The sequence below is a fragment of the Botrimarina colliarenosi genome (assembly GCF_007859955.1).
GTDB classification, from domain to species: Bacteria; Planctomycetota; Planctomycetia; order Pirellulales; family Lacipirellulaceae; genus Botrimarina; species Botrimarina colliarenosi.
The window spans coordinates 710,848-733,587 of sequence record NZ_SJPR01000002.1 but is presented as its reverse complement, the minus strand read 5'-3'; the positions used below and the strand labels follow the sequence as shown (position 1 = coordinate 733,587).

17 protein-coding genes and 1 tRNA gene are annotated in these 22,740 nt (G+C 67.4%); 15 read left to right on the top strand and 3 right to left on the bottom strand.

Annotated elements, in window-relative coordinates; all coding sequences use genetic code 11:
• The first annotated feature begins 69 nt into the window (after positions 1-69).
• The 4 genes from Pla108_RS10900 to Pla108_RS10885 all read left to right on the top strand — a co-directional run bounded on the left by Pla108_RS10900 (position 70) and on the right by Pla108_RS10885 (position 6,022).
• The gene (locus Pla108_RS10900) at positions 70-2,601 is read left to right on the top strand and encodes a hypothetical protein (protein WP_146444957.1); all 2,532 of its coding nucleotides are present in this window, start codon (positions 70-72) and stop codon (positions 2,599-2,601) included.
• Between the two features lie 76 nt (positions 2,602-2,677).
• The gene (locus Pla108_RS10895) at positions 2,678-3,640 is read left to right on the top strand and encodes a DUF1559 family PulG-like putative transporter (RefSeq protein ID WP_146444956.1); all 963 of its coding nucleotides are present in this window, start codon (positions 2,678-2,680) and stop codon (positions 3,638-3,640) included.
• A 91-nt stretch (positions 3,641-3,731) separates the two neighbouring features.
• A complete protein-coding gene (locus tag Pla108_RS10890) occupies positions 3,732-4,064 on the top strand; it encodes a hypothetical protein (protein ID WP_146444955.1) in 333 nt (110 codons plus the stop codon).
• Positions 4,065-4,093: 29 nt separating this feature from the next.
• The gene (locus Pla108_RS10885; protein WP_146444954.1) at positions 4,094-6,022 is read left to right on the top strand and encodes a lamin tail domain-containing protein; all 1,929 of its coding nucleotides are present in this window, start codon (positions 4,094-4,096) and stop codon (positions 6,020-6,022) included.
• Between the two features lie 187 nt (positions 6,023-6,209).
• Here Pla108_RS10885 and Pla108_RS10880 read toward each other — a convergent pair.
• Positions 6,210-6,283 (bottom strand) — tRNA-Ile (locus Pla108_RS10880).
• Between the two features lie 361 nt (positions 6,284-6,644).
• On the opposite strand from Pla108_RS10880, the gene Pla108_RS10875 reads away from it, so the two are divergent.
• The 8 genes from Pla108_RS10875 (at position 6,645) to Pla108_RS10840 (ending at position 17,869) form a co-directional block, all read left to right on the top strand.
• Positions 6,645-8,273, top strand: coding sequence for a hypothetical protein (locus Pla108_RS10875; RefSeq protein ID WP_146444953.1), 1,629 nt, complete (start codon positions 6,645-6,647; stop codon positions 8,271-8,273).
• A complete protein-coding gene (locus Pla108_RS10870) occupies positions 8,263-9,132 on the top strand; it encodes a hypothetical protein (RefSeq protein WP_146444952.1) in 870 nt (289 codons plus the stop codon). Before Pla108_RS10875 ends, Pla108_RS10870 begins: the two co-directional genes overlap by 11 nt.
• Positions 9,133-9,188: 56 nt before the next feature.
• Positions 9,189-9,815 carry a MotA/TolQ/ExbB proton channel family protein gene (locus Pla108_RS10865; RefSeq protein ID WP_146444951.1) on the top strand — a complete coding sequence of 209 codons (627 nt, stop codon included), beginning with the start codon at positions 9,189-9,191 and terminating at the stop codon, positions 9,813-9,815.
• A 60-nt stretch (positions 9,816-9,875) separates the two neighbouring features.
• Positions 9,876-10,355 carry an ExbD/TolR family protein gene (locus tag Pla108_RS10860; RefSeq protein ID WP_146444950.1) on the top strand — a complete coding sequence of 160 codons (480 nt, stop codon included), beginning with the start codon at positions 9,876-9,878 and terminating at the stop codon, positions 10,353-10,355.
• An 11-nt stretch (positions 10,356-10,366) separates the two neighbouring features.
• Entirely contained in the window at positions 10,367-10,897 is a 531-nt protein-coding gene (locus tag Pla108_RS10855) for an ExbD/TolR family protein (protein WP_146444949.1), read from the top strand.
• Positions 10,898-10,959: 62 nt separating this feature from the next.
• Positions 10,960-14,199, top strand: a complete 3,240-nt coding sequence (locus Pla108_RS10850; protein WP_146444948.1) for an outer membrane protein assembly factor BamB family protein — start codon at positions 10,960-10,962, stop codon at positions 14,197-14,199.
• A complete protein-coding gene (locus Pla108_RS10845) occupies positions 14,196-16,478 on the top strand; it encodes an ABC transporter substrate-binding protein (RefSeq protein ID WP_197526472.1) in 2,283 nt (760 codons plus the stop codon). Before Pla108_RS10850 ends, Pla108_RS10845 begins: the two co-directional genes overlap by 4 nt.
• On the top strand, positions 16,475-17,869 hold the full coding sequence (locus Pla108_RS10840; RefSeq protein ID WP_146444946.1) for a hypothetical protein: 1,395 nt from the start codon (positions 16,475-16,477) through the stop codon (positions 17,867-17,869). Before Pla108_RS10845 ends, Pla108_RS10840 begins: the two co-directional genes overlap by 4 nt.
• Here the strand turns inward: Pla108_RS10840 and Pla108_RS10835 are convergent.
• A complete protein-coding gene (locus Pla108_RS10835; protein WP_146444945.1) occupies positions 17,840-19,219 on the bottom strand; it encodes a serine/threonine-protein kinase in 1,380 nt (459 codons plus the stop codon). The genes Pla108_RS10840 and Pla108_RS10835 overlap by 30 nt on opposite strands.
• Positions 19,220-19,306: 87 nt before the next feature.
• Positions 19,307-20,011 (bottom strand): RluA family pseudouridine synthase, encoded by a 705-nt coding sequence (locus tag Pla108_RS10830; RefSeq protein ID WP_231934419.1) that lies wholly within the window; start codon positions 20,009-20,011, stop codon positions 19,307-19,309.
• A gap of 119 nt (positions 20,012-20,130) precedes the next feature.
• On the opposite strand from Pla108_RS10830, the gene Pla108_RS10825 reads away from it, so the two are divergent.
• The 3 genes from Pla108_RS10825 (at position 20,131) to Pla108_RS10815 (ending at position 22,696) form a co-directional block, all read left to right on the top strand.
• Positions 20,131-20,754: a Maf family protein gene (locus Pla108_RS10825; protein ID WP_146444944.1), complete on the top strand. Its 624-nt coding sequence runs from the start codon at positions 20,131-20,133 to the stop codon at positions 20,752-20,754.
• Positions 20,755-20,797: 43 nt separating this feature from the next.
• Positions 20,798-22,051, top strand: a complete 1,254-nt coding sequence (locus Pla108_RS10820; protein ID WP_146444943.1) for a formylglycine-generating enzyme family protein — start codon at positions 20,798-20,800, stop codon at positions 22,049-22,051.
• A gap of 63 nt (positions 22,052-22,114) precedes the next feature.
• Positions 22,115-22,696 carry a hypothetical protein gene (locus Pla108_RS10815; RefSeq protein WP_146444942.1) on the top strand — a complete coding sequence of 194 codons (582 nt, stop codon included), beginning with the start codon at positions 22,115-22,117 and terminating at the stop codon, positions 22,694-22,696.
• The last annotated feature ends 44 nt before the right edge of the window (positions 22,697-22,740 follow it).

The following is a 22,740-nucleotide window of genomic DNA, read 5'->3' as shown; positions in this document are numbered from 1 at the left end:
GCGAAGCAAATTCGCTTCGGAAGACGGTCGTTATCGCCGTCGCAGCACTTCACCTTGGGAGTTTTCTCGATGAGATTGGCCTTGCCATTATGGCTACTGTTCGCGCAGGCGACGTTGGCGGTTGAGCACGCTACGTTCTCGGTCGACGCCGCCGGCGTTGCGACCAAGACACAGGGGACCGCTGGTTTCTCGCTCGGGACGGGGAGTGTCGCCGGTGAGTACGCGATCCAGATCGGCGCCAGCGCCGCCGACGACGCCGCGGGCGGCGTGCTCTTCTCGTCCATCGCCGAGCGCGGCCGAATTGACGCGGGGCGGATCGGCGGCACCCAACTGCAATTCGCCGTTGGCGGGACCGTCGCCGACGCCGATCTCAACTCCATCAACACCCGGGCCCTCAGCGGCGCGTTGGCGGTGACGACCACCCGCATCGGCGCCGCGGGCGTCCCGGGCGAGCCCGCCACGGCCGCTCCTAACGGCGGCGAGCCGTTCGGCGCCGACTTCGGCGCCGCCTACTTCCCGTTCAGCGAAGGCTGGACCGCCGGGACGTTTTCGAGCTCGACCGTCAACGCCAATGGCACTTTCGGCGCCCTCGACACCTACAACGGCGCCGCCGGTGTGACGCTCGAAGAGAACGCCTTCGGCCCCGGCCGGCACCGGGTCAACGTCGCGGGAGTGAGCGATCCGTTCCGCCAGGGAATGCTCTACGTCAACAGCGCCTCCAACGTCGGCCGGTACGCGACCGTCCAGCCGTCGCCGGATGGCAATGGCTACCTTGTCAACACGCCCGACAACGACGGCTACTTCGAGTTCGACCCGTCCAGCGACCCGGACCTTGTCAACGAAGATGACGGCGTCACGACGCCGTTCTCGTTCCTCTTTGTCCCCGCTGGCCAGACCGGCCTGACCGCCGGCCTGTTGAACCCGAGCTACACCAGCAGCCTCGGCGTCGTCGAGGACTTCCCCTACTTCTCGACGGGTTCCGACTTCCAGCTGACCACGGTGGACCCCGCCAATGCTCCGGGCCAGTTCCGGCTGACCATACAGGGTGGATCGCCGACCCAGGGCACGCTGTTGCTGAACAACGCCGTCCTCGGTATCGCCGGCGACAACTCGTTGACCTACCAGTCCGACGGCGACGGTTGGTTGATCACTTCGGAAGATATCGAGTCGAACCTGCTGACGGGCGACACCGTGACGCTCGATGAGCTCGACGGGATCGGGCAGACCCACGACCTGGCGATCCCCTACTTCAGTTTCCTTTATGTGCCCAACGAGGGCGCCGCTACCGCCGCCGCCCCAATTCCCGCGGCCGACACGTTCTCACGTTTCGATCGGGCGGGTGTGATCGCCTGGAACACCGAAGTCCAAGCGGCCAATAACAACAACACCCCTGGCGATGTCTATCTCAACGTGACGGGACAGACGCCCGGCGCCGACATCCGCGGCATGGGCAACCAGAAGGGCGACAACTCGTACGCCGCCTACGGCCAGCCGCTCAGTGAGAACGACGGCATCATGTTCGCGACCATTAGCGAAGGGCTACGCGACAACTCTGCGGTCAACGGCTTCCAGGAATACGGCGAGGTCGGCACCAACCTCTTCAGCGGCTACTGGGCCGTGATCACCGCGACGGCCGACGGCTCGCCGCAGGGCGAGCACAACGTCAACCACGCCGTCGCGTTCTTCGGCGCCGATTCGGGCTTCCAGATGGCGGCGGGCGTCGATATCCCCAACGTGGCGGGCGTCGACTACGACCAGGAGAGCGTCATCGTCTCGCCGATCGGCGCCAACGCCCTGACCGACGGCGTGCTGATCGCGACCCCCTACGGCAACGACGACAACTACCTGGTGGCCGAGCCGCAAGAGGACGGGTCGGGATGGCGAGTGCTGGAGTTCGATAACGGCGTCAGCGTCGAGTCCAACAGCACCGAGCCGGACAACTTCAGCTACGTCTACTTGCCTTACGAGTCGGAGAACCTCATCGCGGGACTCGTCGCCGAGGACGGCACGCTGATCTCGTCCAGCGCTGGCGTTGGCGTCGACTGGTCGCTGAGCAAGGAGACCGATGGCTTTGGGTTCGCTCAGTATCGGCTGTCGATCAATGGCAAGACGCCGGACGACGGCATGCTGTTGCTGACCAGCACCGGGCGCTTCGCCTCGGCGGAGAACTTCGACAATTCGATTATCTACGAGACCGACGGCAGCGATTTTCTGATCCGCGGCCTTGACCACATCACGAACGCGGACACCGGCTTTGTCGATTTCCAAGAGGCGGGGTTCATGTTCGCCTACATCGACTATGAGAACGGTCCGATCGCCCCGGAGGTGTTGCTCGCACCGGGCGACTTCAATGGCGACGGGCTCGTCAACGCCGCCGACTACACGGTGTGGCGTGACAACGCCGGGACCACGGCCGGCGCCAACGCGCTCAGCGGCGACGCGGACGGCGATGGCGACGTTGACACCGACGACTACACCGTCTGGGTCAACAACTACGGCACGGCGGCGCCCGCCAACGCGGGGGTTCCGGTTCCTGAGCCGGCGGCCGTGCTGCTTGTCGGCCTAACGATCGCTTCGTTGACGGTCACGCGGCGTTCGTAAGACCTGCGGGGTGGGTCTCTCCAGCCCGGGCGACGGCCGCCCGGGCTGGTTTTATTACTTGAGAATAGGAGAGTCGATGATGACCAGACAGCGGATCGTCAGAGCCGGTTTCACGCTGGTGGAATTGCTCGTCGTCATTGCAATTATCGGGATCTTGGTGGCCCTCTTGTTGCCGGCGGTCCAGGCCGCCCGTGCAGCGGCGCGGCGCACGCAATGTGCTTCGCAGATGAAGCAAGTTGCGTTGGCGACGCTCAACTACGAAGCGACTCACGGCGAACTGCCCCCCGCCTACACAACCGGGGACGAAAAAAGCCACAGCATCATGGCGTTTCTTCTTCCCTTCATTGAAGAGAACGCGTTGGCGGACGCCTACGACTTTAGCAAGGACTGGAACGACCGATTTGATCCCCGCGACCGGACCGGCTCCGGTGGCGCCGAGGGCGGGGTCTACAACTTCGATATCGGTCAGACGCGGATCGAGACGCTCGTTTGTCCGATGACGCCGACGCACACCATCGAGAACCCGAGCGACTACTCGGTAGCCCAGAAATGGCAGACGAACAGCGTGAGCGCCATGCAGGTTCTGATGCGGACTCGGCGACTGCGCGCTCGGGAAAACTGGTACTCCCTGCTCGGCAGTGTGTACCAAGGCGGCCGGCTCAAGAAGCGTCGGCTCCGTGAGGTCGTCGATGGACTGAGCAACACCATCATGTGGGTCGAGGACGCCGGCCGCCCGCTGCAGTACTACAAGAGCGGCGTCGAGGTCGGAGACGACGCCACCGGAGCGAGTTGGCCAGACCCCGCGGCGTGGTTTGATGTCGGTCACGCGCCGAATGCCGCCTGGGTGACTCAGTACGGATCGTGTCCTAACTTGATTCAGAATTGTTTCAACAACAATGAGATCTTTAGCTTTCACATCAACGCCGCGAACTACTCCTTCGGGGATGGTTCGGTCCGAGAGCTCCAAGACTCGCTGTCGCCAGAAATCTTTGCGTCGCTCTTTACCTACGCTGAGGAAGACCTTGCTACGGAACTCTAGTTTTTACCCCGTTCTGTTTCTGCTCTCGTTGGCCTCCACGCTTGGGTGCGGTGCGAAGCAGCCAACCGCCTATCCCGCCTCGGGAAAAGTCTTGCTGAACGGACGCCCCGCGTCGGGAGTGGAGTTGATCTTTGTCCCCGATAACCCGCCGGAGTCCGACCTGCTCGTGCCGACACCTCGCGCGGTGTCCGATGCGGAGGGACGCTTCGAGGTCTCGACCTACACGGGAGGGGACGGCGCTCCAGCGGACGGCTATTCCGTCATCGCGATCCGCATGAGCAAGCTGCCCGAAGGGGTCGATCCCGAGGCGTTCAACTCGGTAGACGAACTCAAAGGCAAGTACTCGGAGCCCGACAAGTCGGGATTGCGCGTTCAGATCGAACCACGCACGAACGAACTGCCCGATATCGAGTTGAATCGGTAGGCTGTCCCCTTCTAAAGGAACGAACTTCGATGCGAGGATGGATGCGCTACGCGGCGGCTTGCGCGATCGCGGCCGTGTCGGCCGTGGCGCCCGCCGAAGTGGTTTTTTCGGAGATCATGTACAACCCCGACGGGAGCGACGACACGGTCGGCGCCCTTAAGGAGTGGGTGGAGCTTTACAACGCGGGCCTCGACGAAGTCGATCTCTCCGGTTGGCGGATCGAGGACGTGCAAGACGCCCAGGCGGCGGCTCCTTTGCCTGCCGGCGTCCGGTTGGCCCCGGGGGAGGCGATCATTCTCACCCCAGACGCGGCGACGTTCGATGCGCAATGGAACCGGTCCGGCGCCAACGTTCGTCGCTATGAGGTGACCGGTTTCCCGTCGCTCGCCAACTCGCCGTCGCCCACCAATGAGACCCTCGGTTTAAGAAACAGCGCCGGTCGGCTGGTTGATTTGGTGAATTTCGACGACGACCCGCCGTGGCCCACCGACAGCCCCGATGGGAGCAGCGTCATGCTCCTGCCAAACGAGCTTTCCGCGTTGGCCAATGACTCGGGGTTGAGCTGGAAGCCGTCGATGGCCGGCGTCTATGGCGCGCAGTACCGTTACGGCGCCGATGGTTCGTTGGATCGGGCCTCGCCGGGATATGTCGCCGTCGAGGCGCAAGCGGCGTTCACGCCCTCTCCAGACGCGGCCTGGTCGATGGTCGTGTTTCCGGACACCCAGAACTACTCGAAGAGCTCGGGCGACCGGCCGATCTTTTCGCAGATGGCGCAATGGGTGGTCGATCACAAGAGCGACTTCAACATCCAGTTCGTCCTCCAAGAGGGAGACATCGTCAACCAGAACTCGCAGGTGAACCCCACCAGTGGCGACCAATCGGGCGACGAGCAGTGGCGCAACGCCAAGGAGGCGATGATCCTGCTCGATGGCGTCGTGCCTTACGCGATGGCCCCCGGCAACCACGACTACGGTTCGACAAACGCCCAAGACCGCTCGACGCAGTTCAATGACTACTTCAAGCAAACAGACAATCCGCTGGTGGACCCCGCTCAAGGCGGGGCGCTGCGGTCGGTGATGACGCCGGGTGAACTCGACAACGCGATCTACGAGTTCGCGGCGCCCGACGGCCGAGAGATGTTGCTGGTCACCACCGAGTGGGGGCCGCGTCAGCAAGTCGTCGATTGGGCGGGCCGTGCGCTGCGTACGGCCAAGTACGCCGACCACACGGCGATCTTGATGACACACGCCTACATGGACCACGACGAGACGCGTCTCGATTGGCGGCGCAACCAAGACGCCGATCCCACCAACAACCAGGGGGGGAATCCCCACAGCTATCCCACCGCCGGGGACACCAACGACGGCGAGGAGTTGTGGCAAGAACTCGTTAGTCCGAACCAACCTTTCGAGATGGTTCTCAGCGGCCACATCGGGGGCGACGGGACCGGCTATCTGGCGAGCACCGGAGAGCAGGGTCAGACGGTTCATCAGATGCTCTTCAACACGCAGTTCGAGACCTACGGCGGCAACGGCTGGCTGCGGGTCCTCGAGTTTCTGGACGACGGCCGCACGGTACGGATACGGACGTACTCGCCCTTCCATGACCTGCAGAAGACCGACGCGGCCAACGCGTTCGAGTTCACGATCTCGCCGCTACTGCCGGGCGATTACAACGACGATGGCGCCGTCGACGCGGCCGACTACACCGTCTGGCGAGAATTGCGCGGCGAGCCGGTCGAGGCGTGGTCGCGCGCCGACGGCAACGGCGACGGATTCATCGATGACGACGACCTTGCCGTCTGGCGTGACCACTACGGCGCCGTTCGCAATGGATCGGTGTCGGCCACGCCCGAGCCGAGCGGCACGGCGATCGTCGCGGTCGGTGCGAGCCTGCTAATGCGTCGCCGCCGCTCGCGAGCGGAAGTCCAGCCGATGACGAGCCGGTTGGCGAAGTAACTCGGCGGCGGCATCCTGTTTTAGGGCCCCGAGGGGCTTGCCTACACGCTGTCCTACGCGCTGTCCGGCCCTACGCGCTGCCCGGGCGGAGCCGCCCCGACGCGATGATCAGAGACGCGGATGGCGGTGGATTTGATCCCGCCGAGGGCCCTTCTTGGCGGGGCGTCCGCTCCGAAGAAGTACAAAGTGGGTGCACCAAGACTCGAACTTGGGACCTCAGCCTTATCAGGGCTGCGCTCTAACCAACTGAGCTATGCACCCGGTTCCCCGTGGCCCGGAGGCGTGACGGAGACCCCGCTGGTAGAGAACTCTCTTCGGCGCGAGACGCCCAGGACGTGAGTTCTTCAGCGAAGCTCCGCATTCTAGGGCGCGGTGGCCCGCTGTCAAACGGGGGGCCCTCGGGGTTAACCGGGCCAGCTGGTTGACGGGCCGGGCCCAACTGGTTGACGGGATGGTCTGTCCGGAAGTAGCATCGAGTAAACGATTTACGTCGATCCCCATCCGCGTCGATCCCCCGTCAGCACTGCCGCGTGCCCCCGTCCGCACTGCCGCGTAAGATTCGGGGCGTCTCTCGATCGATCCTACTGACTTCGCTGTGCCACCTCTCCGCCCCACCCGCCCCTTGCGCCCTAGTAAAGCGACGCCATGGCGGCTCGCGTTGCTGGCGGTTCTCGCCTGCTGCCTCGCAGGGGGCGAATCGCACGCGCTGCTGCCGACGAGCGCTCGGGTGCGGGAACTCGTCGACGCCGGTGTGGCGTCGCTCGAGAAGATGGCGTACGAGGGGGGCGATTACGAGCGGCGTCTGGGGGCGAAGTGCCTGGTGGGTCTCGCCCTGTACAAGGCGGGCCACACCAAGAGCCCTCGTATCCGCGAAGCGATCGAGGCGTGCCGCAGCGAAGCGGGTGACGTCGCCCGCGACGACACCACCTACAGCCAAGGGCTGGCGGTGATCTTCCTGACGGAAGTGGCCCCGCAGCGTGAACGGGCGCTCATCCAGCAGTACCTCGGGATGCTGACCCGCCGGCAAATGCCGCACGGCGGGTGGGGTTACACCGGGGAAAACTTGGGCGACACGTCGCAGACCCAGTACGTCGCGCTGGCGATGTGGCAGGCCCACAAGGTGGGCCTGTCGATCGAGTCAACCGAGGCGAAGGGGCTGATCGACTGGCTCAGCCGGACGCAATCGCCCGAAGGGGGCTGGGGCTATAAAGGGAACGTCGCCAACGGCTCGCAGCTGATCCAGCAGGCCGGGGTCACGCCGACACTGACCGCGGCGGCGCTGGCGAGCCTGATGATCGGCGCCGACCTGCACGGCGTTCTCAACATCGGCTCGATGGCCGCGGCCGGCGGGCAGGGCCCCGGCGGCGTCGAACTCCCCCCCTCGGTGCAACTGGCGAGCGATCGGACCAGCGCGGCGAAGAATCTCAGCCCGCGTGGCGTCGACTGGGACCGGGTCCAGGCGGCGATCAAAGAGGGCGAAGAGTGGATGGACGAGGCCGATATCGAAGCCACGGGCCGCTATCCTTACTACTACCTCTACGCGCTCGAGCGTTACCACTCGTTCCGTGAAGCCCGGACGGGAGACACCAATCTCGAGCCGAAGTGGTACGAGCAGGGGGTCGACTACATCGAGAAATCACAGCAATCGCCCGGCGTTTGGCAACAGGGCTGCGGGACCCCGGCCGACACGGCGTTTGCGGTGCTCTTCCTCATGCGGGCGACGCAAAAAAGCCTGCGGGCCGGCATCGGTGAGGGCGCCCTGGTGAGCGGCCGGGGGCTGCCGAAGAACCTCGCGGCGGCGAAGCTCAAACGGGGCCAAGTCGTCGTTGAGATGGACCCGGTCGGTGTCGGCGAGTTTCTCTCGATGATGGAGAAGGGCGAATCGGACCGGCTCGACGCCTTGGCTTCCGATCCGGCTTCGCTGGTCGTCGGCGACCTCAGTGCGGCCGACACCGAGCGACTCACCCAGGTGCTGCACACGGGCGAACCGGGCCAGCGACTCGTTGCGGCGCGGGCCCTGGGCCACTTGGGCGACCTCGATCTGTTCCCCGCGTTGCTCTACGGCCTTACCGACCCCGACCCGCGTGTGGCCCTCGCGGCCCGCGACGGTCTCCGCGCCATCGCCCGGCGGCCGCGAGGCTTTGGCATGCCCGACGATTTCAACGACGACCAGCGGTACGCCGAACTCGAGCAGTGGAAACGCTGGTACCTGACCCTGCGGCCGGAGGCGGTGATCGACCTTGGCCGCTAACTCTCTTGAATCGCTGCGTCCTGAACGGGCCGCGTCGGGTCTCCGCGTCAGCGCGTACGACCGGACGACGAGTCTGCTGATCGCGCTGTTGTTGCTGGTCGGGATGGCGACGTTCGCGATTGTCATCATTTACTTCTCGAGCCGCTTGGAGCGGACGCCGCCGGCGATCCCCTTCACGCCGGTCGCGCCCCCGGGCGACAACATGGCGGGCGACACGGGCGACACCAACGACATGATGCCGGGGGTCGAGAACGCCCCCGAGGTGCTCGAGCGGAATCTCGAGTCGCTGCTCGACCAGCTATCGATCGCGGCGACCAGCGACGCGGTCCTGATGGCCGAAGATATGACGGCCGAGTCGGCGGACAACGCCGGCGCGTCGCGCGGCGACCCCCGTGGGACCGGCATCGCGGGCAACGGCACGGGCGGGGCCCGGGAGCCACGCCGCGAGATCCGCTTCGAGCCCGAGTCGGTCGATCAGTACGCCCAGTGGTTCGACGCGGTCGGCCTCGAAATCGCGGTGCTGGGCAGCGACAATCAGGTCTATTACGCCAGCAAGTTGAGCACCCCGAAGCCAACGGTCCGGACCGGCGACCCGGCGGCCGACCGGCGGTTATACTTTAATTCTTCCGGCGGACCGCTTTACCCGTTGGACCGCAAGCTGGCGGAAAAAGCGGGCATTCTCGATCGCGGCGAGCTTGTCCTGCAATTTTGCTCCCCCGAACTGCAGAACAAGCTGTTGCAGCTCGAGAAGCAGGCCGCCAGCGGCAAGGCGACCTCCGGAATCGCGTTGACCGTTTTTAAGGTGGTCAAGAACGGCTCCGGGTTCGACTTCGAAGTCGCTGTGCAACGCTTCTACTGATAACCGACCACAAAGCGACTCCCTCCCCACCCTCCCATAGCTCCCTCGGCTCGCGCATGCGATTCACCTTTCTCTTTGAGATCGTCGGCTACGCGATCTACGTCGGCCTCGCGGCGATCGCCATTTGGGGCGCGTTCAATCTGATCCTGGTGTGGCGCCGGGTCGTGACGACTCGCTTCCGCGACGAGGAAGAGCTCGACGCCTTCGTCGAAGCGATCGACGAGCCGATCTCCGCCAAGAAGTACGACGAGGCGATCTCGCTGTGCGGCGAAGACCGCCGCGCGATGCCGCAGTTGGCGCTGTACGCCATCATGAACCGCGAGCAGGGCGTCGATCGCGTCGAGCGCCAACTGGCCGAGCGGTTCCAGCTCGACGTCATGTCGGACATCGACTACCGCCTCAGCTGGGTCTCGACCGTCATCAAGAGCGCGCCGATGATCGGCCTGCTCGGCACCGTGATCGGCATGATGGGGGCGTTCGCCAACCTCAGCACCGGCACGAAGGTCGACACCGGCAAGATGGCCGAGGACATCATGTTCGCCCTGATCACCACGGCGTGTGGGCTGGCGATCGCCGTCCCGCTGCTGCTGGCGCGAGAGGGGATCAACGTCCGCATCCGTAAGATGGAGGACCTCGTGACCGCCGGGGTGTCGCAGGTGCTCGAGGTGCTGCGTCTCCGCTAGCCGCCGGCGCCGCCCGCCGTTTCCCACCACCAAGTTCCCCCCGCCGAAACCGTCCCGCCCGTGCCGTTCAATCCCGCCGCCGCCTCGCTCTCGCCGTCGCTACGACGCAAGCGCGCCGCGTCGGGCGAGGACGATGTCGATATCACGCCGATGATCGACATCACGTTCTTGCTGCTGATCTTCTTCCTGGTCACCTCGACCCCCGACCAGGAGAGCGCCGTCCACCTGCCGGAGGCCCTGCACGGCGAGGCGGTCAGCCAGCTCGAGTCGACGGTTTTCACCGTCTCCCAGGAGGCGGGCGACGTCGCTTCGGTCTACGCGGCCGACGGCAAGCTGGCCGAGTTCCTGCTCCCCGGCGATGCGGCGGCGCGCGACGCGGCGATCCAGAAGGCGGTCGAGACCGGGCTGACTGACAACAAGCCGAACGTGATCGTCAAAGCCGACAAAGGGGTCGCCTACCGCCACGTCGCCACGGTCGTGGCGAGCATCTCGCGCGTCCCGGGCGCGAGCCTCCACCTCGCGGTGCTCGACACCGACTGATCCCGCCCAAGATGCCGACTCCCCCGCCACCCGCCGCTCCGTCCTCCGCTGGAAAGCCCAGCCCGTGGACCCGCACGCGCCGTGAGCCGGAGGAAGAGGGCGACATGGACATGACGCCGATGGTCGACGTCACGTTCCTGCTGCTGATCTTCTTCATGATCACCGCGGCGTTCGCGCTGCAGAAGGCGATCGCAGTGCCGCCAGTCGATGATTCGGAGAAGGCGCCCGCCCAGTCGATGGACGAGCTCGAAGAGGACTCGATCGTCGTGCGGGTCGACGGCGACAACGTCTTCTGGGTTTTCTGTCCTTCCTGGACCGAGGAGGTGAAGGCCCCCAGCAAGCAAGACATGCGGAACCTAGTCCGGGCCGCCCGCAAGGGCGAGGCGCCCGAAGGCGGCCAAACGAGCGGCAGCGGCTACAGCAAGATGCTCGTCCAAGCGAGCGGCGATGCGACGCACGAGTTTGTCGTCGCCGCCCTCGACGCGGGCAGCGGCGCCGGCGTCGAAGAGATCCGACTGGTGAGCGTCGAAGACGACTTCTGAGAGCAGCACCCAGACCTCCGCGTTTAGTACCCAGCGACCTACCGAGCGAGCGACCCCTTCCGATGGCGACCGCGAAGCAATTCCTCGAAGCGATCGAACTCCAAAAGCTCGTCTCCAACGACGTGCTCGACGAGCTATACGAGGAGTACCGCGCCAGCGGCGGCGCCGTGACGGCCGAGGCGCTGGCCAAGCAGCTGCAGTCGCGCGGGCTCCTGTCCGACGCCAAGGCGGCGGCCCTCGTCCAGGCGCCGAGCGAGAGTTTTATCCAGGTCGGTTCGGGCATCCTCAACCCATCTCGGCCCGATCCGTCGTCGAGCGACGATCCCTTCGAAGAAGAGCTCCAGGCGAAGCGCGCCAAGGCGGGCGAGAAGCGCGACGCCGCCGGCCGCCGCAAGCACGTCCAGAAGTCGCACAAGAACGATTTCGACTCCCCGCTGTTGCTCTTGGGAGGGGGCGCCCTGGCGCTGCTCTTGCTGGGCGGCGTCGGTCTGTTGGTGGTCATGAGTTTGCAGTCGGGCGACCAACTCCTCGACTCGGCGCAGAAGGCCTACGCCAGCGGCTCCTACGCTCAGGCCCGCGACGAGTACCAGCAGTTTGTCGAGGACTTCGAGGGGAACGCCCGTTGGAGCGAGGCGCGCGTCAAGCTCGCCGTGACCAAGCTCCGCCAACTCACCGAGACGTCGACCGACTGGGACGGCGCCCTCCGCGTCGCGGAGGAAGAGATCCCCCAGATCGAAGACGAACCGGCCTTCGTCGACAGCCGGGGCGAGTTCGCCTCCATCTTGCCGCGGATCGCTCGCGGCCTTGCCGAGGCGGCCGACCGGGCGTCCGGCGCGGGCGACGCGGCTAGCGAACGGATCGATCAACTCGTCACCGACGCCAAGTCGGCGCTGACGCTTGTCGGCAACACCAAGTACGTCCCCAAGTCGCTCCGCGACGAGCGTGACCTCACCGAGATCAACGAGCTGCTCGACCGCGTCGCGCGGCGTCGCGAAGCCATCGCCGACCTCGATACGACGCTCGAAACCATCCGCACCGCGATCGCCGGCGACGACTTGCCGGCTGCCTACGCGGCGCAGGCCGCCTTTGTGGTCCGACGGCCCGAGCTGCGGGACGACCCGCGCCTCGCCGAGCAGCTCGCCGCCGCCGTCGCGGCAGAGCAAGAACAGGTCCGTTTCGTTGAAGACCGAGCCGAGGCCGCGACCGATGAGCCGGCATCGCCGGTAGCGATTGCGTTGCCGCTGGCGAACCCCCGCCGCACCGGGCAGGCCGACGCGACCGGCGTCGTAACGGGGCAGTTCGGCGGCGTGCTCTACGGACTCAACGCCACGGACGGGACCCTCGCCTGGCGCCGTCCGGTCGGAGAACGGCTCGCCGAAACGCCCGCCGTTGACGCGGGCGACGGCTTGTTCGTCATCGATCACCGTCGCGGCGAAATCGTCCGCCTCGACACCACGACGGGCGCTCTGAACTGGCGTGCCGAGGTCGCCGGAGACACCGCGCCGCTGCACACGCCGGTCTTGGCCGGCGATCGCGTCTTGGTCGCTACCGAGACCGGAAGGCTCTACGCCTACGACAGCGAGTCGGGAGGCCGCGCCGGTTACGCGCAGTTCGCCCAACCGCTCCGCGCCGCGCCGGCGTTCGATAGCGAGTCGAAGAAGGCGTATGTCGTTGGCCAGCAGTCGAGCCTCTACACGCTCGACGCCGCTTCGCTCGCTTGTGTGGGCGTCCGCTACACCGGCCACGCGGCCGGCTCGATCGTCGCGCCGCCGCTGTCGATTGGCGGGCGGGTGCTCGTCATTGAGAACACGGGCCTCGAAACAAGCCGGCTGAACGTCTTCGCGACCGACGAGTCGGGAGTCGTTGGCAATCAACTGCGAGAGTGGCGCCTCGAAGGCGTCGTCACCACGCCGGCAGTCGTCTCGGGTCGGCGGTTCTTGGTCACCACCGAGGCGGGGGCGGTTTATCTGTTCGAAGTCACCTCGTCACAAGACGGCCCGCCGCTGACGCTCGTCGCCTCGCAAGGCGTCCAGACCGGACCGGCGCGGCGGCGTAGCGTCATCGAGACCCGCGGCGATGTCTGGATTGCCGGCGAGGGCTTGCGTCGCACCGCCGCTTCACTCGCCGACAGCCAACTCGTGGCGCGCGAGCTCACCGACCCGTGCGAAGGGGACCTTTTTGTTGGGCCGCTGGAGAAGAAAGGCGACGCCCTTTTCCACACGCGGGTCCGTAAGGGGCAGCCCGGGGTCACATTCGCCGCGAGCGATACCCGCAGCGGCGAATTGATTTGGGAGACCGACCTCGCCGCCCCGCCGCTCGGTCCCCCCGTCTTCTCTGAAACGGCACGGGGTGTCGTCGCAACGACCACCGGGGGAGAGACCCATCTCATTGGCCCGCAGGAGGTGCGGTCTCGCCAGTCCGCTAAGCCCGCCGCGACGCCGACACGGCCCGTCGTCTACGACGCCTCGGTCCGCCTCGCCAGCAGCGACGCGGTGTTCGCCCAAGTCGGCGCCAGCCAGTGGCTGGCGGTCCGGGTGACGCCCCGCGCAGCGGCCCGTTCGGTCGGCCTGCCGGGCCGTTTGGCTTGCCAGCCCACGGTGATGGGCAGCGGCGTTCTGACGCCGCTGGAAATGGGCCAAGTTCACTTGCTAGACACCGCCGGCCAGCCCGTGGCGACGCCGTTCCAGCCGACGGTCGCCGTCGGCGCCGACATTGCCTGGACCGCGCCAGCGGCCGCGAAAGCCGGCGACGACCTGCTCGCCGTGTTGTCGGATGGCGCCAAGACGGTTTACTGCCTGGGGATCACCGCCGACGCGCTCACCGAACGAGGAAGCGCTGCGCTGACCGATGCGAAGCCGGTGACGATCGCCGCAATCGGGAAGAGCCGTGCAGCGATTGGCCTAGCCGGCGGATCCCTGGCGGTGTTCGACCTGCCAAGACTCGATAACCCGCAGTCGACGCCGGTCGGCGGCGAGATCGTCTGGGGCCCCTATGCGGCCGGCGACGTCGTGCTGGTCGCGACGAGCGAGGAAGTCGTCGCGGTCCAGCTAGCGGACGGTCCGCAAATCGCCTGGCGGGCCCCGCTGTCGGAATTTCAGCCCCTCGGCGAACCGCTGATCGACGGCGACAGCGTGGTCGTCGCGACGCGAGACGGGGTGCTGACCCGCTACGGCCTGGCGTCGGGCGACGCGACAGCGCGTCTCGACCTGGGCGAGCCGATCGGTTCGGGTCCCACCGTCTACGGACCGCGTTGGCTCGTCGCCGCCGCCGATGGCACGGTGCTCGTCATCAATCGGCCGTGATCCTTTCACCTGTGTTTAGCGATTTGCTCGCGACCTGCTTTTATCGAACGCGGCTTGTGGCGTTGGCCCTCGGGGTCCTCGCCGCGGTGGCGCATGCCGCCGAGACGCCCCTCTACGAGCGGCAGCCGTCCGATCTGGTGGTCCTCAACGCCGCCAGCGATTCGGCCCGGCTCGAAGTGCTGCCGCTTCCCAACCGCACGCCCGGCGCCGCGGCGCCCCGGTCGGGCGAATTGATCGCGCGGCTGATCGACGCCCCCGGCGAAGAGATCGCGATCCCCGCTTCTTCGATCGAACGGGTTGAGTTGTTCGAAGAGCGTCTCCTGTCGGCGGCCAAGGCCAACGCGGCGAAGGGGGACTTCAACGCGGCGTACGACTACTTCGCGCGGCTCGACCGCGACTACCGCGACTACACCGGTTTCAAAGAGGCCTTCTCGAAGGCGCTCTATGACGAGGCCCGCGCCCGCTTCGCCGCCGGCGAGTACGACCACGCCCTGGCGTTGCTGCAGAGCCTCAAAGAGTTCTCGCCCCGCGCCGAGGGGCTCGTGAAGGCGGTCGAGGTCATCGGCGACGCGATCCTCAACGCCCGCTGGGACGCGGAAGACTATCTTGGCGTCCGGCGGACGGCCGACGCCATCGAGACCCAATTTGTCGGAATGCGGCTCACGCTCGGCGAGCGCTGGTTGGGGCGGATTGCCGAGGGCGCCCAACGGCAGCGGGAGAAGGCCGAGAAGCTCGCCGCCGCTGGCAAGATTCGCGAGGCGCTGCGCGTCGCGAGCGGCGCCGTGGCGCTCGACCCCAATTCGCCCGAAACGAGCAAGCTGCTGCAGCGGCTCAGCTCGGCCGAGGGGACCCTCTGGGTGGGGGTGTGGGAGACCGCGGCGCCCGACAGCACGCCCGGCCTCGACACGCCCGCTGCGCGGCGGGCGAGCCGTCTGGTGGGGGGCCGGTTGGCGACGCTCGAGGCTTACTTGCCGGCCGGCGGCGAGTACGCCACCACCGCCGGGCAGCTCGACGTCGACGACGGCCGCAAGCAACTGTCGATCCGCTTCACCAATCCGTCGAGCGGCGGCGCCTACGAACTCGCCCGCCTGTTGCTCGAGCCGTCCCACAGCGCCAGCGACCCGCTGAGCCTGCTGCGCGAGCGGGCGGCGAGTGTGTCGGTCGTCGGGACGGACCAATTACAAATCGACCTCAAGACGCCGTACCCACAGCCGCTGGCGCTGGCCGCCGCGTCGCTGCCGCCCCATGCAGCGAACATCGCGCCCGGCGCCTGGCGGCGTGTCCGCTTGCCGGAGGGCTCCGAGGCGTCGGTCCGTTACGAACGGCTCTCTGGCGGCGGCGGTTTCCGCGCGATCGAGGAGTTTGTTTACAGCGACCTGGACGAGGCGATGGCCGCGCTGCGGGCGCAACAGATCCACGTGCTGACCGGCGTGCCGCCGTGGAAACTCTCGGAGGCGAAGGCGACGCCGGGGGTCCGGCTCGCCGAGTTGCGGCTGCCGACCCTCCACTGCCTGCTGCTGCACCCCACGACGCCGCTCCGCGAGCGACGCGAAGTGCGGCGGGCCGTCGTCTACGGCATCGCCCGGGAGGTGACGCTCAAGAAGGTGGTGCTTGGCGGCGAAGAGTTGGAGGGGTTCGCGGTCCTCTCGACCGCGGCGCCACGTGGCAAGTCGCTCGGCGATCCCCTCCGTTATGCTTACAACGAGAGCATCGAGCCCCGCCCCTACGAGCCTCGGCTGGCGGCGCTGCTGCTGACCGCCGCCCGCGCGGCGGACGCGGCGGCCGAAGATGCGTCGATGGCGCCGGTCCCGACCGCGATCACGCTCGCCCACCCGCCGACCCCCATCGCCCGCGCCGCTTGCGAGGCGATCCGCGACCAACTCGGCGCCGTTGGCCTGGAGGTCACGCTCACCGAGGCGAGTGAAGGCGAGCTTGCCGCGGGGCGCGTCGATTATGACCTCCGCTACGCCGAGATCACGGTCGCTGAGCCGCTGGTCGACGTGTGGCGGCTCTTCGGCCCGGGAGGGTTGGCCGGGGAATGCTCGCCGCCGATGCGCGACGGCCTGGAGAAGGTCGTCACCGCCCGCACCGGCAAGGCCGCCGTCGAGGCGCTCCGCGACCTGCACCGCATCGCCTACGCCGACCTGCCGCTGATCCCGCTGTGGCAGACGGTCGAGTCAATCGCGCATCAAGCGAACCTCAGCGGCATCGGTCGAGAGCCGGTTGATCTCTACCAAACGGTCGACGGCTGGCGCGTGACGGCGGGAGGATCGCGATGACTTCCTTGCTCCGACGTCTCATCTTAGCGACGTTGCTATCGCTCGTCGCTGTTGGCTCGGCCGCGGCCGACGCGCTGTGGGATAGCCGCCCCTACGAGGTGATGATTGAACTCGACGCGTCCCGGACGACGCTCCCGGCACGGCAGCGGGAACGCCTGCTGGGCGAAGTTGTTGAACGCGTCCACACGCGGTTGCCCGGGTTTTGGCGGATCCGTTCGAGGGAAGCCGCCGATCTCGCGGCCGACGGCGAGCCGGTCGATAAGCAATTTGCAGTGATGGTCACCGCCACGGGGGCCGGCTACGAGATTAAGGTCACCGAAACCGATGTCCTGCTGAGCGACGTCGGGTCGGTGAAGGTCGCACGAGCCGCGAGCGCGGCCGACCTTCCCGAACGACTTTTCGACGCGATTCAGGCGGGCTTCCGACCGGTTGCGACGCTGGTGCGCGACCCGGCGTCGCCACGTCGTGTGACCCTGGCGTACCGGGCCGCCGCAGCGGCGCCCGGCACGACGATCGCCACCGCCAAGCCGGGGTCGGTGCTGCTGCCGTATCGCCGGCGCCTCGACCGTGAGGGCCAGGTGTCCGAGGTCGGTCCCAATCCCTGGACCTACCTTGTCGCCGATCCTGAAGAAGCCGACAGCGCCCCGTCGGCGACCGTCTTCAGCCACACGCGACGGCCGTTCAGCGGCCGGTCGGGCGGGCGGGTCGAGTTGTTTGCGATCGCGGCGCCGGTTGATCCCGCGCAGAGGACCTGGCTGCGGCTGCACGCCTTCGACGACGAGTCGGTTGGGCTGCCCGGCTACGAGGTGCTGCTCGGTCGCCTCGGCGAAGAGACGCTGCAACCGATCGGCTACACCGACGACGACGGCCGTGTCCGCCTCCCCGCGGAGTCGGGCGTCTGGATGGCGAACGTGCGGTGCGGGACGATCGCCGTGGCGAGCATCCCCGTGGCGCCGGGCGTCACGCCGCTGATCGACGTGCCGCTGGTGGACGAGCGCTCGCGGCTGCGGGCGGAGCTCGAGGTGACGAGCCTCCGCGAGGAGCTGGTGGACACGGTCGCCCGCCGCAAGATCCTCGCCGAGCGGATCCGCCGGCTTGCCGACGACCAGCAGTTCGACGCCGCCAAGCGGTTGCTCGACGAGTTCGAGAGCCTGCCCGGTCAGTCCGATTTCAAACGGCGCCTCGATTCGGCGCAGCGGTCGGCCAAGGCGGACCACCCGCTCGCCAAGGCGCGGCTCGATCGGCTGTTTGAGAAGACGTTCGTCGTGGTCAATTCAGCGCTCGACGCCCGCGAGTCACGTGAGTTGGCCGTGTCGATCGACAAAGCGCGACAAGACGCGGCGGCCCGCGACGGGGAGGACTCAACTCCACAGGCCGCGCAGGGCGGATAGCAACAGGATCGCCGCCGTCAGGCCGAGCGACACCCAGGTGATTCGCTGCGGCAGGTTGCTGGCGCGCCCCAATGCCGAGGCCTCAGCCACGGGGGCCGGCTCCGATGGGACGGGGCGCTGATCGAGGTCAATTTCGGGCAGTGGCTCGGGAAAGAACGCGGGGCCGATCTCGTGCAGCGGCAACCCGACAGTTTCTGGCAGGTCCTCGGCTTCACCGCTCGCCCAGCGGACGGCCGACTCGTCGGCGACGCTCCGCTTGGCGACCGCCTCGGTCACGACGACAGCGAGACGCTCTCGGTCGGCGGCGTCGGTCAGAGCCGCCAGCGACCGGGCCATCTCGGCGGCCGAGGCGGCGCGGTGCTCGGGCTGACGCGACATCGCCCGCCGGATGATCGCAACGATCGCCGGCGACAGGTCGGGATTGATCACCTGCGGCTCGATCGGCTCATCCCGCAGTCGGCGGCGAAGCTTGTCGGCGTGTGTCCCGCCGGGGAAAGGGACCTTGCCGGTCACCGCGTAGTAGAGCGTGCATCCCAGGCCGTAGAGGTCGCTCTCGGGCCGTACTTTGTTGGGGTAGCGGATCGCTTCGGGGGCGAGGTAATCGCTGGTGCCGGCGATCTTCCCCTCGGCGTAGACCTCGTCGTTGGCGGTCACGCCCTCAAGCGACCAGGCGAGCCCGAGGTCGGTGACCTTCACGCCGCCGGTGGGAGTCAGCAAGACGTTGCCCGGCTTTACGTCACGGTGCACCAAGCCACGGCGGTGGGCGTGGTCGATCGCCGCCGCCGCTTGCGAGACGACCCAAGCCGCGACCGACTCGCTCAACGGCCCGCGGCGGCGGATCAGGCGACGCAGGTCGATCCCCGGCACAAACTCGGTAACGAGGTAATAGAGATCCCCCTCCCGGTCGGCGTAGGAGACGCGGACAAGGTTCGGGTGGTCGAGCGCCGCCTGGGCGCGGATCTCGTGCCGGAAGCTGGCGATCGCGTCGGGCGTGCTCTTGCCACGGGGGAGCACCTTCACCGCCTCGACGCGGCCAAGCAACTCGTGCTTCGCCTTGAAGACGTGGCCCATCCCGCCGCGGGCGATCGAGTCGGTAATCTGGTAGGGGCCGAGCGTGAACTTCGTCCGGCCGCGGCGGAGCTGGTCGACCTGCCAGGCGTTCAGCACCCCTGTCTCGACAAGCCTCTCGCCGAGCCGGCGGTCGTGGTCCTCGGGGGATGTCGGTCGCTGCGTCACCACGTGGCTCACCGCCCGGTGCAACGCCAAACCTTCCACCAGCCCGCTGGCGGCGATGGTGGCCGTCAGGGGTGTGACGGCGGTCGGTGTCGTGAGGTCGGAGAGCGAAGACAAACGGTGGCGCTCGCAGGGGGAGGACGACAGGGGTTCGCAGCCAGCCGGGCGACTTATTGAGTATGCGTCAAATTGACGGATCGGCAATCAAGCGTCCGCCAACACCCGGGCCAACTCGGCCGCGGGCAGACGCCCCCAACGGGGCGCCGGTTCGCATTCTAGCGCCAACGGTTCGCGCTGCACCGGGTGCTCGAGGGAGAGCCGCCAGGCGTGCAGGGCGATCCCCGGCTCGTAAGCCGTCGCCGCCCCGTACTTGCGGTCGCCGAGGATCGGGCAGCCGATCTTCGCCAGTTGCACGCGGATCTGGTGCTTACGGCCGGTCATCAGTCGGACGGCGAGCAAGCTACAGCCGCCGTGCGACAGGAGGGTCTCGTACGACAGTTCGGCCTGCTGGGCGCCGTGGGCCCCCGGGTGGGTGGCGACCATCCGCCGGTTGCGTTCGTCCTTGATCAGGTGATGCGTCAGGACCCCCTCGCGCTCGGGCGGCTCGCCCTCGACGACCGCCAGATAGCGTTTGTCGACTTCGCGGGTGCGGAACGCCTCGGTCAACCGACCGGCCGCTTTCGAGGTCCGAGCGAAGAGTAGCACGCCCGTCACCGGGGCGTCGAGCCGGCTGACGACCCCCAGGTAGACCTTGCCCGGCTTGTCGTACTTGGCGGCGAGGTACGCCTTCGCTAGGTCGAGCACCGAGGTGACGCCCGGCTTCGCCCCCATGGTCGGGACCCCCACCGGCTTGGCCACAGCCAGCAGGTGGTTATCCTCGTGCAGAACGCGGAGCGTCTCGGAGTCCACAGCGTTTTCTTAATGGTTCAATAATAGAGAAGCCCGCGAATCGATCGAATCGGGGCGGCGGATCGGCTCCTCCGCTCCGCGTCGACGGAGGCGTGGCGGATGTCTACCAGGATTGCTCAATGTCGCAGCCCGAGCTGGTGCTTGCCAGTGGATCGCCCCGCCGCCGCGAGCTGCTCGCCGAGGCGGGCTACCAGTTTCGGGTCGTGGCGGCCCGTGACGGCGTCGAGGAGGCCGGGCTTTGTTCCGGGTGTGGACCGGCCGAGTTGGTGGTCGATCTGGCGATTCGCAAGCTCGGCGACGTCGTCGCCCAGCTCGCCGATCCGCCGGTGCCGCTGCTAGTGCTTGCCGCCGACACGGTCGCCGAGTGCGACGGCCAGATCCTCGGCAAACCGCGTGACGACGCGCACGCCGCCGCCATGATGGCCGCCCTCAGTGGCCGCCGGCACCGGGTCTACACGGGCGTCGCGTTGGAGCTGCTGTCCGGCGGGGTGGCCACGCGTCTCGCCTCCGAGGCGGTCATGACCACGCTGCGGATGAGCGAGCTCTCGGCCGCCTGGATCGAAGACTATGTCGATTCGGGCGCCTGGGAGGGCAAGGCGGGCGGCTTCGGCTACCAGGACGGGCTCGGTTTCGTCCACGTCGAAGCGGGGAGCGAATCGAACGTTGTTGGCCTGCCGATGGAACGGGTCGCCGAGCTGCTGGCGTCCGCGGGCTGTTTCCCCACGGCGAACGGGCAAGCATAATCGGAGCTTCGCCCCCACGCTTTCCCCCAGCCCCCGCTGCCGGATGACGAACCGCTTCTGCTATCGACTCGTCGCGTCGCTCGCCCTGGTCCTGGCTGCTGCGGGGCAGGGCAGGGGGGACGCCGGTTTGGTCGCCGAACGCCCGGCCGATGACGTTCGCGCCGTCCCGACCGACCGTGGCTGGATGGTCGCCTACACCGAAACGATCCCCGGCACGGAGGTCGAGTTCGAGATGCTCCCCATCCCCGGCGGCGTTGTGCGGCTGCCGGTCGGCCCTGACGACGGCGACGCCGCCTTCGTCGAGGTCGAGCTCCCTCCTTACTGGGTTGGCAAGACCGAAGTCACCTGGGCCGAGTACCGCCGCTACATGGCGCTCGACAAGGCGTTCGCGCTCCTACAGCAGCTGGCGACGCTCCACGGCCAGGGCGAGGCGGCCGACGTCTTCCAACAGAACCCGCAACTCGCTTCGAAACTTTCCGCCAAGCGGGCGATCGACGCGGCCGCGCTGGGAGTCGACGCCGTCACCGCCCCGACGCCGCTCTACGACCCCTCGACCACCTACGAATCGGGCGAAGACCCCGCGCTGCCCGCCGTCACGATGACGCCGTTCAGCGCGCAGCAGTACACCAAGTGGCTCAGCGCTGTGCTGGGACGTGACTACCGCCTGCCGAGCGAGGCCGAGTGGCTCCACGCCGCCGCGGCGGGCCAGCCGGTCGAAGACGCCACGCCCGACGACCTCGACGCGGTCGCCTGGACGACCGACAACTCCGAGTTCGTCGCCCACGAGGTTGGTCAAAAGACGCCCAACGCCTGGGGCCTCTACGACACGCTCGGCAATGCGGCGGAGCTATTGCTCGACGCGGTCTACCCCGACGGCCGCCCCGATTTGACAGGCAAGAAGGTCGGGTGGGCGGACGCTGTCGCGTGGCCGCGTGAGGGAGACGCCCGCATCGCCAAAGGAGGCTGGTACGACGCCGAAGCGGACCAAGTGACGCTCGCCGGGCGGATGCCGACCGAGGACAGCGATTGGAAGTCGTCCGACCCGAACCTGCCCCGCAGCCCGTGGTGGTACGCCGACTACCCGGCGACCGGCGTCGGCTTCCGGGTGGTCCGGCCGCTCGACCCGATCCCCGCCGCGCTCCACACCAAGGTCTGGGACGCCGTCGACCCAACGGTCGTCCGCGCCGTGACCGAGCGCCTCCGCGAAGGCCGCGGCAAACTCGGCCCGATCGGCGAGGACCTGCCGGCGGTGCTCGAGGAACTGCGAAGCCCCGCGGTTCGCAAGCTGCTGAAGTAAGCGTCTCTTCCTCGAACTTCCGGCCTCGAACTTCCGGCCTCGAACCTCCGGCCTCGTCCGCCCGTGCGAAAGATCGAACGAACGTACGCCGACCCCCTGACGCTGATCTGGACCCACGCTGCCGCCCAGATGGGGATGCGGATCGAGCGGAGCGCCGAGGTGAACGCCTCGTGGGACGGCGCCGGCGTTCTCACCATCGGGACGCCTGAGACGTTGGACCCAGACGACTGCCTCGCGCAGATGGTCCTGCACGAAGCGTGTCACGCCCTCTGCGAAGGCCCCGCGAGTTGGCGTCAGCTCGATTGGGGACTCCAAAACAACCCGTCCAAGAAGGTCCACGAACACGCCTGCCTACGGCTCCAAGCGGCGTTGGCGGACCAGGTCGGCATGCGGGACTTCTTCGCCGCGACGACGGTGTTCCGGGCGTACTACGACCAGCTTCCCGCCCAGCCCCTCGCTGCGAACGATCCGCTGGCCGCAGATGATGACCCCGCGATCGCGATGGCCCAGGCCGCATGGGACCGCGCGCAGGATGGGCCGTGGGGAGCGGTGCTACGCGACGCGCTGGAGCGGACGGCCCAGATCGCACGAGCGCTTAAGGGAGTAACGCCGGACGACTCGCTGTGGAGTCTGAAGGGGTTGTAGATAGATACCCTTCGACAGTGAGCCGCGACTATCGATCAATGTGT